Origin of the sequence: Azospirillum sp. Sh1, from assembly GCF_008365135.1 — a bacterium.
GTDB classification, from domain to species: Bacteria; Pseudomonadota; Alphaproteobacteria; order Azospirillales; family Azospirillaceae; genus Azospirillum; species Azospirillum oryzae.
Map to the genome: position 1 here is coordinate 42,634 of NZ_VTTK01000034.1, position 12,953 is coordinate 55,586.

11 protein-coding genes are annotated in these 12,953 nt (G+C 69.1%); 4 read left to right on the top strand and 7 right to left on the bottom strand.

Annotated features, from left to right (window positions below; all coding sequences use genetic code 11):
- Positions 1 to 51 precede the first annotated feature (51 nt).
- Both FZ029_RS25810 and FZ029_RS25815 read right to left on the bottom strand, forming a co-directional pair.
- The gene (locus tag FZ029_RS25810) at positions 52 to 1,104 is read right to left on the bottom strand and encodes a hypothetical protein (protein WP_149272546.1); all 1,053 of its coding nucleotides are present in this window, start codon (positions 1,102 to 1,104) and stop codon (positions 52 to 54) included.
- A 19-nt stretch (positions 1,105 to 1,123) separates the two neighbouring features.
- Positions 1,124 to 2,563, bottom strand: coding sequence for an MBOAT family O-acyltransferase (locus FZ029_RS25815; protein ID WP_247892503.1), 1,440 nt, complete (start codon positions 2,561 to 2,563; stop codon positions 1,124 to 1,126).
- Between the two features lie 357 nt (positions 2,564 to 2,920).
- Between FZ029_RS25815 and prfB the strand changes: the two genes are divergently transcribed.
- A protein-coding gene (gene prfB, locus FZ029_RS25820; RefSeq protein WP_108546617.1) for a peptide chain release factor 2 occupies positions 2,921 to 4,052 on the top strand; the annotation gives its coding sequence in 2 pieces (ribosomal slippage) (positions 2,921 to 2,989 and positions 2,991 to 4,052; 1,131 coding nt in all).
- Positions 4,053 to 4,180: 128 nt separating this feature from the next.
- A complete protein-coding gene (locus tag FZ029_RS25825; protein ID WP_149197582.1) occupies positions 4,181 to 4,492 on the top strand; it encodes a peptidoglycan-binding domain-containing protein in 312 nt (103 codons plus the stop codon).
- A gap of 15 nt (positions 4,493 to 4,507) precedes the next feature.
- Here the strand turns inward: FZ029_RS25825 and FZ029_RS25830 are convergent, their stop codons facing one another.
- The 4 genes from FZ029_RS25830 to FZ029_RS25845 all read right to left on the bottom strand — a co-directional run bounded on the left by FZ029_RS25830 (position 4,508) and on the right by FZ029_RS25845 (position 7,946).
- On the bottom strand, positions 4,508 to 4,756 hold the full coding sequence (locus tag FZ029_RS25830; RefSeq protein WP_109075311.1) for a hypothetical protein: 249 nt from the start codon (positions 4,754 to 4,756) through the stop codon (positions 4,508 to 4,510).
- Between the two features lie 204 nt (positions 4,757 to 4,960).
- Positions 4,961 to 5,749, bottom strand: coding sequence for a trehalose-phosphatase (otsB, locus tag FZ029_RS25835; protein WP_149272547.1), 789 nt, complete (start codon positions 5,747 to 5,749; stop codon positions 4,961 to 4,963).
- 873 nt (positions 5,750 to 6,622) lie between these two features.
- Complete coding sequence (locus FZ029_RS25840) at positions 6,623 to 6,916, bottom strand: hypothetical protein (protein WP_246457537.1); 294 nt, start codon at positions 6,914 to 6,916, stop codon at positions 6,623 to 6,625.
- Positions 6,917 to 7,040: 124 nt separating this feature from the next.
- Positions 7,041 to 7,946, bottom strand: a complete 906-nt coding sequence (locus FZ029_RS25845; protein ID WP_149272548.1) for an ROK family protein — start codon at positions 7,944 to 7,946, stop codon at positions 7,041 to 7,043.
- A 218-nt stretch (positions 7,947 to 8,164) separates the two neighbouring features.
- Between FZ029_RS25845 and FZ029_RS25850 the strand changes: the two genes are divergently transcribed.
- Positions 8,165 to 10,639 (top strand): ankyrin repeat domain-containing protein, encoded by a 2,475-nt coding sequence (locus tag FZ029_RS25850; RefSeq protein ID WP_247892504.1) that lies wholly within the window; start codon positions 8,165 to 8,167, stop codon positions 10,637 to 10,639.
- Between the two features lie 35 nt (positions 10,640 to 10,674).
- Here FZ029_RS25850 and FZ029_RS25855 read toward each other — a convergent pair whose 3' ends face one another.
- The gene (locus tag FZ029_RS25855; protein WP_149272550.1) at positions 10,675 to 12,369 is read right to left on the bottom strand and encodes a caspase family protein; all 1,695 of its coding nucleotides are present in this window, start codon (positions 12,367 to 12,369) and stop codon (positions 10,675 to 10,677) included.
- Between the two features lie 293 nt (positions 12,370 to 12,662).
- On the opposite strand from FZ029_RS25855, the gene FZ029_RS25860 reads away from it, so the two are divergent.
- Positions 12,663 to 12,926, top strand: a complete 264-nt coding sequence (locus FZ029_RS25860; protein ID WP_085088058.1) for a DUF3126 family protein — start codon at positions 12,663 to 12,665, stop codon at positions 12,924 to 12,926.
- Positions 12,927 to 12,953 lie beyond the last annotated feature (27 nt).

The window sequence follows — 12,953 nt, forward strand, 5'->3', positions numbered from 1 at the left end:
CCATTGTGGGCGCCCCTTTTTTGTATTCGCTACGGAACGATGTTGTCGCGGTCAGTGCGTCGTGCCTGCGGCCGACAGCGAGGCCAGCGCGTCCACCGGGCAGGTTCCGAGCGGGCGCAGCGCCGGTTCCAGTGCGGCGAACATCGCGTGCACGCCATCCTCGTTGACGTGCAGGGCGTCCATGAACAGCTCGTCCTTGTCCACCGCGCGGCGGGCGTCGACCACGGTGATGCCGGCTGGCAGGCGGCTCTTCAGTTCGGCGAAGAAGGCGTCGAAATTTTTCAGCTTGCCGGCATAGGTCGGGAAATAGGGGGTGATGACCACCGCCACCCGGGTGCCGTGCGCCTGGGCGCTGCGGATGATGTGGTCCAGCGCCTGCCAGTTGGCGTCACTGGCGGTCATCACCTCTTCCGGCGCGGCGGCGAGCTGCGCCTTCATCGGGTCGGGGATGGCGCCCACCAGTGTGCGGTCGGCGGCGGGCTTCACCAGGCCGGCGATCAGCCGCATGGTCTGGTTGTTGTTGAAGGTCATCAGGTGGAAGGCGTGGTTGGCCATCCACAGCTCTTCGTTCTCCTGCCGGACGAAGGCGTCGATGCGCGGCGAGTAGTAGGCCAGCAGCGGCAGGTCGGCGAGATCGTGCGGGTTGTCGACCACGCCGGTCGGCTCCAGCACCAGCAGGCGCGGCGCGCCGTGGCGTTCGACGTAATCCTCCCACAGCAGGGCCGACAGCACGGTCGGCGCCCCGCCCATCCCCAAATTCAGTGCCCGGCCGCAGGTCATGTCCTGCAGGGCGGAGACGGGGAAATGGTTGTCCGCCCGCGAGTTGCCGAGCACCAGCACGTCGGCGGGACCGGGGATCGGGCGCGGCTCCGCTTTCAGGGCGGCCTTCACCAGCAGGGGGCTCGGTTGCTGCCCCCCGTCGGCGGGCGGCTTGGCGGGCGGCTTGATGCCCGGCAATTCGGCTTCCGGTTCGAATGGGCGGTAAATCGCCATGAAGCGGTCGCTGGAGCGCAGCAGCAGGCCGCCCAGCGCCGATGCCAGGACCCGGTCCATCGCCGTGACGGTGGCGAGGATCAGCACGATGCAAGCCAGAAGGCGATACATGGGAAGGGGCTCCGTCCGGTCAGAACTGGAAGTAGATGAAGGCGTGGTTGGCGAAGCTGCCGAACAGCAGCATCACCAGGATCAGGGCGGAGCAGGCCATCGACCGCGCCACCACATTCATCCCGGCGTAGCGACGGCCGGCTCCGCGCTCGATCATCGCGTCGACAATCAGCACGATCAGCCCGGTGACGGCGACGCGCAGAAGCGAACTGGCCTGCTGGTTGCCCTGCTGAAGCCCGAAATCGCCGTCGGCGATGATGCCCAGGATGGTCCAGACCGTGTGCAGGCTGTCGGCGCGGAAGGGAAGCCAGGTCAGCGTCACCACGGCGAAGACCAGCCCGACCATTACCAGCCGCCCGGCGGCCAGCACCGGACCGCTGAGCCGCACCGGGCTGAGGGCGGCCAGCCGGCGGGTGCCGTCCTCCACCAGCATCAGCCCGCCATGCAGCGCGCCCCACAGGACGAAGGTCCAGTTGGCGCCGTGCCACAGGCCGGAGATCAGCATGGTGATGACGACGTTGCGGATGCGCAGCCAGCGGGTGCGGCTGCCGCCCATCGGCACATAGACATAGTCGCGGAACCAGGTGGACAGCGAGATGTGCCAGCGCCGCCAGAAATCGCGCATGCCGGTGGCGAAATAGGGCCGGGCGAAGTTCGGGCACATGGTGTAGCCGAAGATCTGCGCCAGCCCGATGGCGATCAGCGAATAGCCGGCGAAGTCGCCGTAGATCTGCAGCGAGAAGCAGATCAGCCCGATCACATGCTGGAGCGCGTTGAAGAACTCCGGCTGGTGGAAGCGGGCATCGACCACCACGGCGGCGTTGTCGGCCAGCCCGATCTTCAGGAAATAGCCCCAGATCACCTTCTCCAGCCCGGCGAAGCGCTCCTCGAACGGGATGTCGCGCGGGCGCTGCTGGATCTGCGGCAGCAGGTCGCGCGCCCGCACGATGGGGCCGGCCACCAGCTGCGGGAAGAAGGCGACGAAGCTGGCATAGCGCACCAGCGAGCGTTCCGGCTGCTTCAACTCACCGGTGTAGAGGTCGATGCCGTAGCTGAGATTCTGGAAGGTGTAGAAGGAGATGCCGACCGGCAGCAGGATGTCGAGCGTCCGCCGCCCGATCTCGATCCCCAGCGAGGCGAGCGCCACCTCGGCGCTGTCGGCGAAGAAGTTGTAGTATTTGAAGAAGAACAGCATGCCCAGGTTGGTGCCCAGGCTGAGGAACAGATAGAATTTCCTGGTCTGCCGGTCGGTGGAATCGGCGATCTTCAACCCGCAATAGAAGTCGATGAAGGTGCTGAGCGCCAGCAGGCCGCAGAACCGGTAGTCCCAATAGCCGTAGAAGATGTAGCTCGCCACCAGCAGGAAGGGCGTGAAGGCGCGGGTGCGGGCCAGCGCCATGAAACCGGCGCTGAATACGGTGATGAACAGCAGGAAATTCAGGCTGGTGAAGCTCATCATGCCCCCGGCAGAGGTGGTCGCGCGTCCATGCATCCGCACAAGAGAGGGCTCGCGCGGAAACGCGCAAAAAAGGCGCGGAACGATGGCGACCATAACCTCGATTTCGGGAATTCCCGGCCGCCGCGGTAGGGTTGTGCAGCCGGATTTGGGACGTACTCTGAAATGAACCGGGCCGATGATCCCAAACGGTTAGGACCTCCAAGCAGGGGCTGGGCCATACACGAAAGTGGCAAGCCTTCCCATTACGGGCTTCCGGTCGGCCTGCCCGCGGTCATTAAGGGGGTGCAAGGCGGGGAACGAGCGGCTACATATGCAGCCGACAAACCCTTCAACTCTGGCTGACGAGGAGGCACCGCCATGCGGGCCGAGATCGAAGCGGCCGCCGGCGAGATCAGAGAATCGCTGGCGCTGCTGAGGAGGCATCTTTGACTGGGACAATGCACTGCGGCGTCTCGACGAACTGAACAACCTCGCGGAGGATCCCAAGCTTTGGGACGACCCGACGCGGGCCCAGACCATCATGCGCGAGCGTACCCAGCTCGATACCTCCGTCGCCGGTTATCGGGCGCTGGAGCGCGACCTGTCCGACAGCCTCGAGCTGATCGAGATGGGCGAGGCGGAAGGGGACGCCACCGTCGTCGCCGATGCCGAGGCCCAGCTCTACGGCCTGCGCGACCGCGCCAACAAGCTGCAGATCGAAAGCCTGCTGTCTGGCGAGGCCGATGCCAACGACTGCTTCGTCGAGGTGAATGCCGGCGCCGGCGGCACGGAGGCCCAGGACTGGGCGCTGATGCTGATGCGCATGTACACCCGCTGGGCGGAGCAGCACGGCTACAAGACGGAGTGGCTGGACGAGACGCCGGGTGAAGAGGCCGGCATCAAGTCGGCCACCGTTCAGATCAAGGGCCACAACGCCTATGGCTGGCTGAAGACCGAGGCCGGCGTGCACCGTCTGGTGCGCATCAGCCCGTTCGACAGCCAGGCGCGGCGCCAGACCAGCTTCGCCGCCGTCTCGATATCCCCGGTGATCGACGACAAGATCGACATCGAGATCAACGAGAAGGACTGCCGCATCGACACCTACCGTGCGTCGGGCGCCGGCGGCCAGCACATCAACAAGACCGACTCGGCGGTGCGCATCACGCACATCCCGACGAACATCGTGGTGAGCTGTCAGCAGGAACGGTCGCAGCACAAGAACCGCGCCAAGGCGTGGGACATGCTGCGTGCCCGCCTGTACGAGCGCGAGCTGAAGATCCGCGAGGATGCCGCCGCCGCGCTGGAAGCCACCAAGACCGATATCGGCTGGGGCCACCAGATCCGATCCTATGTCCTGCACCCCTACCAGATGGTGAAGGATCTGCGGACGGAGGTGGAAACCTCGCAGAGCCAAGCGGTGTTGGACGGTGCGCTCGATCCCTTCCTGGAGGCGGCCCTCGCCTCGCGGATCAAGGGGCAGAGCGACGACGCGCACGCCGCCGGCGGCTGACGGGTCGGAACGAAAAAAAGGGGCGGTCGCTTGCGGCCGCCCTTTTTGATTCCCAGCATTCTGGAATGCAAGGCTGGGCTCGGCTGTTTCAACAGGCTGCGGCCCCAACGATCTGGAGCAACCGATCCATGAACCGACTTCTTCTTCCGGCCCTCTGCGGCGCCATGTTGCTGGCGACCCCGGCCTTCGCGGCCTGCGAGACCGACAATCTGCCGGACGAGATGCGCCGGGCTTTCATCTCCGGCGCGCAGGAGGCGTTGAACGAGCACGGCTTCAATGCCGGAACGGTCGACGGCAAGATGGGCTCGCGCACCCGCACGGCGATCCGCTCCTACCAGCGCGCGGCGAAACTGCCGGTCGACGGCTGCGCCACCCAGGGGCTTCTCGACCACCTGAACTTCAGCCAACCCAAGATTTACGGCCCGAACAAGCCGCGCTGATCCGGGTTCAGGGTCTCAGGCCAGCATGTCGAGCAGGCGGCGGCTGTTTTCCTGCGTCGCCTGCAGCACCTTGGCGTTCGCGGCGAAATCCACCTGGGCGGAGGTCAGGTCAAGCACCACCGCCGGGTCCAGGTTGCCCGCCGCGATCTGCTCCGACGCCGCGTCGGTCCGCGCCTGTGCGTCCTGCAGTCCGTCGAGCGCGCTGGCCTGCGGCCGGTAGGGCGTGGCGGTGGTGCCCGGTCCAATGGCTGATCCGATGTCCATGACGCGCTGTCCGGCTGGTTGAGCGGTCAGGATAGCGGGCTGACGGTTTAGGCTTGGTGAATGCGGAAGGCGTCGGCTGGCGAATGCCCCCTCCCTAACCCTCCCCCATCTTCGGTGGGAGAGGGGACTGCCGCCGCTTCGCATAAGGCACCCTCTCCCTCGAAGAGGGGGAGGGTTGGGGAGGGGGCAGCGGCCGAAGCGACCTCACGCCTCCGCCAGCCAGTCTGCCAGCCGCCCCAGGAACGCCGTGGCCTCCGCCGGATCGTGCAGGCTCCAAGTCGCAGCGGTCTCCTCCGGGCTTTCCATCACCCGGATGCCGACTCCCCGGCCGGCCAGCGCCCGGAAGGCGTCCTCGTCCGTCTCGTCGTCGCCGAGATAGATCGGCAGGGTGCCGTTTCCCTCCAGCCCCAGCGTCTCCAGCAGGGTGACCACGGCGCGGCCCTTGTCCCAGGGCAGGTTGGGGCGAAGCTCGAACAGTTCCTTGCCGCCGGTCATGCGCAGGCGCGGCTGGGACGCCGCCACCGCGCGGACGGCTTCGCCGACCTGCGGCTTGTCGGGCGGCGCGACCTGACGGGTGTGGATGGCGATGGCGAAGCGCTTGCGCTCCACCAGAGCGCCGGCGATACCGCCGAGCCGGTCGCGCAGAAGCCGTTCGGCCGCGTCGAGGTCGGGAACAAACTCCACCCCCACCTGCCGACGCAGGTCCGGCCCGCGCAGGTCGAAGCCGTGGCTGCCGGCATAGACCAGCCCGTCCACCGCGACCATCGACATCAGGTCATCCAGGTCGCGTCCGCTGACGAAGGCGACGGGGCAAAGTGCCGACAGCCGCAGCACCACCGCGCGCGCCTCGTCCGGCATCACCGCCAATTCGGGGCGCGGTGCGATGGCGGCCAGCGTTCCGTCATAATCGAGGAACAGGGCGGGGGTGCGTCCGTCCAGTGCCGCGGTGAACGCGTCGAATTCCGTGAAAGCGGATGGTGGGATGAGGGTCAATGCTGGCTCCTCGCGCCGCTGCCTGTCGGGATGCGGCGGCTGACCGGAACCGGCACGCCGCAGGTGAGTAACGGGCGGGAGGGGAAAACGGCCAGCGTCCCGATGAAAGGAGCGGGCTTGATGTGGCCGATCAGCAACAGATCCCGCCAAAAGCTGCGGCCCCACGCAGGGGCCGGCTTTGGGGGTTGCAGGACCCCCGGGTTCTGATACTGTTGCAGTGCAGCAAGCGATTGCTGCTTCGCCCTTCTTGGGCGTTTCCTCCCTAAACTCAAGGCCGCTGACTTCAGCGGCCTTTTTCTTGCCAGAAAGCCCCCTGGGAAGGCAACCCCTGAAAAAAGTCATAGCGCTGCGGTTTTTCCGTCTGGAATCCGCAGTTTAAAGGGGGCGGGCCGCCGCTCGGGCGTGGCCGGCCATTGATGCGGGCGGCACGGCTGAGCAAAAAACTCTTTTGCTTACAAAGAGTTGCGCTGACGGGCGACGGCCGTCCGAGGCCGGCCATCGGGTTTAGCGACCGTGGAGCCGCTCCGGATTCGGGCGTTGTCCCGACCATGGGCACCGTCCGTCCAGTGGAATTTTTTGTGCGGATCGGTCGTCAGACCGGCCCAGGGGATGAAAAACCGCCGCAGGGGAACGGAAGCACTGCCACCGGCCGGCGAACTGTCGTATAGATCGACGTGAAACGCCCATCCGCCGTCATCCACAGGAGTCGTTCCCATGGACATCGCCATCATGGTCCTCGCCGTCGCTTTCTTCTTCTGGCAGACCATCACCGACTGAGCAGGCCACTGCCGTCGGACGACATGAAAAAGGGCGGCCCTCGTGGCCGCCCTTTTTCATGTCGTCCTTCAATTCGCCGGCCGGCTTGTCGTCGGGTCAATCGGCAGCGATCGGCGGTTCCAGCCGGGCATGGGTCGATGCGATCAGCTGCAGCGTCTCCATGATCGACCCGATCGCCTCATGCAGGTCGGCCTGCTCGTCGCCGGGCAGTCTTGCCAGCACCGTTTCCAGTTCGACAGCCGCATTCTGCAGGCTTGCGCAGGCATGCTCCAGATGGCGTCCGGTGCCCTGAATAGCACCAGCGTCATTTGCAGAATGCAAACGCGCTGCCGGTTTTCCGGCCCGCGTCGCGTTCCGGTTTGCAAAATGCAAATGGACGCTGTTGCCCACAGCCCGCGTCCCCACTTTTTTCCGCATCATGGGCGTACCCCCGTTCGGTCCGGCAAAAGAATGCGCAAGTCCCGTGCCACTCCGTGACCGTTGGTTGCGGCTGCCGTCGCGAAGGTGGTGACGCTCAGTCCGGCCACAGGCGGGTGGCGCCGCGCATCCCGCTTTCGGCGCCATGACGGGCGACGGCCATCCGGGTGCGCGGATCGGCCGCCAGTGTCCAGGCGCCCCAACGCCGCGTCACCGCTTCGCACAGGCCGGGCAGGGCGGACAGGCCGCCGCCGACCACCACCATGTCCGGATCCAGCAGGTTCAGCACCGGGGCCAGCGCCCGGGCCAGCGCATCGGCATGCCGGGCCAGCGTGCCGGCCGCGGCGGCATCGCCGGCCAGGGCGCGGGCGGCGATCTCCGGCGGCTCCAGTGTCTCGCCGGTCAGATGACGGTGCAGGCGGGTCAGACCGGCCCCGCACAGCACGGTCTCAAGGCAACCGGTCTTGCCGCAGCCGCAGGGCACCGGCGGGCCGTCGGCCTCCTCGCGCCAGGGAAGCGGCGCATGGCCCCATTCGCCGGCCAGCCCGTTGGCGCCGGGCAGGATGCGGCCATCCACCACGATGCCGCCGCCGACCCCGGTGCCCAGGATGACTCCGAACACCACTGGCGCGTCTCCGGCCGCCGCCCCATCCGTCGCCTCGGACAGGGTGAAGCAGTTGGCGTCGTTGGCGATCCGCACCGGCCGGCCGATCCGCCGCGCCGCATCGTCGGCGAAAGGACGGCCCTCCAGCCAGGGCAGGTTCACCGCGCGCACCCGTCCGGCCGCGGCATCGACCACGCCGGGAAGGCTGATGCCGACGCCTCGCGTGTCGCCAGCGGGATGGTCAGCAGGAATGAGGGCGGCCACCGTCTCGGCCAGCGCATCCAGCGTGGCGTCGTAGCCGCGCGGGGTGGGGCGGCGGTGGCGGGCGAGTTCCGTCCCGTCCCGATCCAGCGCCACGGCAGCGATCTTGGTGCCGCCCAAATCGATTCCGAGTCGCATGCCTGCCGCCGTCCGGATGGTGGAAGATGACCGATTTTCGGGGGAAACCCTATACCGCTCCCCCGATCGGCGGGCCAGGGATGCTTTCGTGCCGGAAGGGTCAATCCACCCACCCCGGAAGAGAGGGGGTAACCGCCCTTTGCCCCGTCGGGGCTTGCGGGGGGCATCACTAGAGTCTCATGAGCGCATCCTTCACTGATCGGCGTCTTGAGATGTCCATGGACCGTTCTGCCCCGAAACATACCTCGCGCGCCCGGCGCGCCGCTCCGGGCCACCACGATCCCGTTTCCGAAGCCGCCGGTGCCACGGCGGCCGAGATCCGTGATGGACTGGTTCTCGCCTTTCTGGCCCGCAAGAGGCTGCTGGTGCTGGTGGGCGATGCCGGGTCGGGCCGTCCCGCGCTGTTCCGCCAACTGGTCGAGCATGTCGAGGCGGACGGCGCCATGGCGCTGCCGGTCGCGGCGTCGCTCGGCGCCGAGTTGGAGGATCTGGTCGCCGCCGCCGGCACCGGTGCGCTGCCCGATCTTGCCGCCGGGGAGGACGGCGGCGAGGTCGATTTCGACGCCCTGATCGCCGCGCTGGAGGAAAGGCTGGAGCTTGCCGGTTCCGGGCTGCTGGCGGTGGAGAACGCCGCCGTGCTGGCGCCGCCGGTACTGACCGATCTGGTCGATCTGACGCGGGCGGAAACGCCGTCGGGCCGCTTCATGCAGGTGCTTCTCTGCGGCACGCCCGAACTGGAAGGAACCTTGGCGCGGGCCGGGCTGACGGAGGTGCTGCGCGACATGGGCGTGATCTACCGGATGTCGCCCGCCGGAGGCTCCCTCGACGAGCCGCAGGATGCCGCCGTATCGCCGGCCGCACGTCCGGTGCCGGTCCTGACGCCGCCGCCCCAGTCGGCGGCAATTCCGCCCGCGAACGACTGGTCGGTGGGTGAGCGGCAGGAAGACCGGTCGCAGGATCACCGCTGGTCGGACGATCAGGCGTGGAGCGGCCGCGATCCCGGACCGATGGCCGGTGCGGAGGGGCCGGTCACCGACTACCGTGGCCGGGGGTATCCGGGGGTCGGCCCGGGCCAGACGATGCGGGCGCCGCGCCGGACCGGGCTCTATGCCGGAGCGGCGCTGACCACGCTGGTCCTGCTGGGCGCCGCCGGTGCCGCCATCGCCACGGCCATGCCGGGGGCCTTCCCCGACCGGGCGCTGGCGATGGTGGAAGAGGGTTGGGTCCGCGCGCGCGATGCGGTCGAGCGGACGGTGCTGGGGCTGACCGGCAGCGAGGCTCCGGCCGCCAGCCGGCAGGCTGCCGCCGATACCGGCACGGCCACGCCCGGCGCCGCCCCGTCGGTTCCGGCAGCCTCCGTTCCTGTGGCGCCCGCCGCTTCCTCCCCGACGTCGGCGCCGCCCGCCGCGACGGCACCCGCCCCGCGTCCGGCCGCCACGGCCGATGCCCAGAAGACGCCGGCCCAGAACGCGCAGCCGCCAGCGGGCGGCACCCAGACGGTGGCGAAGGCGGCGGTGCCCGGCTCGACCGCCACTCCGCCTGCGGCCGCACCGGTCGAGACCGCCGCGCTGCCGTCGGCCGGGTCGCAACCTCAGTCACAGCCGTCAGCCGCCGCCAAGCCCTCCGCGTCGCCGGGCAATGCGGAGGCGGCGCCGGGCGTGGCCTCGCTGCCGCCGCTGGAGGACCCATCGGCCACGCCTGCCGTTCCCGCCGTGCCCCAGGTCGCCGTCCCCGACGCCGACACCGCCCAGCGCGTGCGCAGCATGGTCGATCAGGCGCGCCGCCAGATCGCCGGCAAACGCCTGACCACCCCGCCCGGCGACAACGCTTTCGAGACGGTGCAGCGCATCCGTCAGATCGCGCCGACGGCGCCCGAGGTGGCGGAACTGCTGACCACCATGGAGGACACCTATCGCCGCTGGGCGATGCTGGCGGAGCGCGACGGCGACTGGTCGGAGACGAAGCGCTTCTACGAACGGGCGCAGATGATCTCGCCCGCCAGCCCCGATCTGGCCGAACGTATCCGCGCGGCGAGCGAGCAGCGTGCCTATAGCGGTCCGTCCACCGGCACCGCGTCCGGCACCGGCGGCGGAAGTTCGGCGGCGCCGGTGAAGGCGACTCCGGGTCTGGGCGACCGCGAATCGGTGCTGGCCCTGCTGCGCAACCCGGCGGAGCTGTCGCGCACGCTGCAGGCCGGGGCCAGTCCGGATACGCGGCTGGAGAATGGCAAGACCCTGCTGATGATCTCCGCCGAACAGGGGCTGGCCGACGCGGTGCGGGTGCTGCTGGACCGTCACGCCCGCACCGATCTGCGCACTTCCGACGGTGCCACGGCGGTGATGTACGCCGCCTGGGGCGGACATGATGCGGTGGTCCGCGCGCTGGCCGACGGCGGCGCCGATCTCGACACCACCAACAGCGACGGCAAGACGGCGCTGATGGCCGCCGCCGCCCGCGGCCATCAGGACGTGGCGCGCACGCTGATCCAGCACGGGGTGATGGTCGACCGCACCACCGCCTATGGCTGGTCGGCGTTGATGTACGCCGCCAACAACGGGCACGAGGCGGTGGCCAAGCTGCTGCTCGACAGCGGCGCCAACCCTTACCGGATGGACGCCAACGGCAACTCCGCCCTGACATTGGGGGCGCTGCAGGGCCATCTGCAGGTGGTGGAGGCGCTGAAGCCGCGCTGATCCCGGCCCGGCCGCCGTCTTACCCGGCCGTGGTCTTACTGGTCCAGGCGGACGGAGCCGCGCCACAGGCCGGCGCTCTGTCCGCCATTGGCGTAGTGGAAGACGCCCGGCCCGTCCGGCTGGCCGTCGCGGAAGCGCCCGGCGAACCGGCTGCCGTCGGTGAAGGTCATCACGCCATAGCCTGACATCAGGTCGCCCGACCATTCCCCTTCATAGGTCTGGCCGTTGGCGAAGTGGTAGACACCCGCCCCCTGGCGGATCGGCCGGCCGAGCCCCAAACCGGAGGACGGCTGCGCCCAGGTCCCTTCGTAACGGTCGCCGCCGGAGAAGCCGTAGCTCCAGTATCGGCTGTCGGGACGGCTGCGCGCCCGTTCCGCGGCGGTGCGGGCGTCGCCGAGCACGCGCATCGCCTGCTGTTCCGCCTCGACCGCCGGGCTGTCCGGAACGGTGAAGCCGGTGCCGGGCGGCGTGGACGGGAAGCTGCGCGGCTGCTCCGTGCGGATCGGATCGGAATTGCCGGTGGCCGGCGGCTCCACCCCTTGCTCCATGCCGGGATCGCCGAAGGAGGGGCCGGACTCCACCGGGCCACGGGCACGGGCGGCAAGCGGCGACGGGTCGGCCCAGCGGGTGGCCAGCACGCCGGCGGTGAGGTAGCCGGTCCGGCCGGCCGGGTCGCGCACGCGCAGCCAGCTTCCTTCCGGTACAGCCTCCAACACCGTCACCATGCTGCCGGCCGACAGCTGTGCGACGCCGCGCGCACCGACGGCCGGCCGGTCGAACAGGACGCTCGACTTCGCCATCTCGTACTCACCGGGCGGAAGGCTGGGGGTGGTCACCGCGGGCGGTTCCTTCGCCGGCGGCTCCTTTGCCGGAGATGTGGTGGACGCGGCTGGCGGGGTGGCTGGCGGTTTGGCGGGCGCCGATGCCACGGCCGGCACCAGCACCAGATTGCTGCCGAGCCGGTCCTGCAGCCAGGGCAGTTGCCGGCCGTCGCTGCGTTCGGCGACGGCACGCGCCACCTCGGCCAGCGAATCGCGGAAGGCGACGCCGGGCTTGACCATCTCGCGCGCCAGCGCGGCGGTGAAGGGATCGGGACCCTTGCCCGATTTGGGCGGCACCGGCGGCACGCCCGGACGGTGGGCGTAGACGACGAACAGGCCGTCCGCGTCCATCGGCGTGCCCAGCGCGCCGCCGCCGACCCGCTGGGCGAGGGCCTCGGCGATGCCGGGGTCGATCACCACCACCGCCTTGCGTCCGCTGTCCCGCAGGTCGCTCAACAGGGTATCGAGGTCCAGGGCGGCGCGCGGCAGGTCCTCCGCACCCGTTGGTGCGGCGTCGGCCGGCAGCAGGAATTCCCGCTCCCCCAGCCCGACGGCAAGGCCGGTGTAATAGACGAAGCCGAGGTCGGCACCGGACAGCGCCTCGCGGAAGCGTTCCAGCGCCGATTCCATGGCGATCCGCCCGACATTGTCGGCCCGCGTCACCGAAAAACCGGCGTTGCGCAAGGCCGACGACATGGCCGAGGCATTGGCTGCGGCCTGTTCCGACCGGCTGTCGAGCGCCGTGTAGCGGCCATTGTCGATGACCAGCGCCACGCGTTTTCCAGTGTCCGCCAGCGCGCCGCCGAAGGGCAGGGCGGCCAGCAGCGCCGCCGTGAGGACGGTCGCTTCAAGGCGGCGCCTCCACCCTCCTGTCTTGCGGCGGGTGGCGTGGCTTGCGGTCGGGGTCATCGTCACGGCGTTCCATCCTTCGTCTGCGCGGCAGCCTCCGGCACGGGCATGATCCTATGCGCCGCCCGATGCCGGGTTGCGTACCGCCGCCGGGAGCATAGCCTTTTCCACCAGTCGGGGACCCCGCTCTTTCGGGGCGGCGGCCTGTGCCGGCGTTACCCCGCGTGGACGATGGGCGGAGCCGGAGCAGGTTCCGCATCTCCGGCGGGAAGGGGCCGATCCGGCGAGGTATCGCTTTCCCTTCGCGGCGAAGCCGCCTATATGACGCTCCTTCGCAGACAACGAGGTTCGCCATGCCGCCCGCCAAGCCGTCCGTCGTCCGGATGTCCGACACCGAAATCGCCCGCGTGCAGATGTACCTGCGCAAGACGCTGGGCAATCCGAAGATCGTGATCGAGCCGCCGGCCAAGGCCGGCCAGTCGGCCGAAGTGACGGTGGATGGCGAGTTCTTCGGCACGTTGAACCGTGACGAGGACGAGGGCGAAGTGTCCTACGCCCTGAACGTCGTTATCCTGGAGGAGGACCTGCCGGAGCCGCCGGCCATCCCGCGCCGCTGATCCCCGGTTTTTGTATTGCGACGCTCC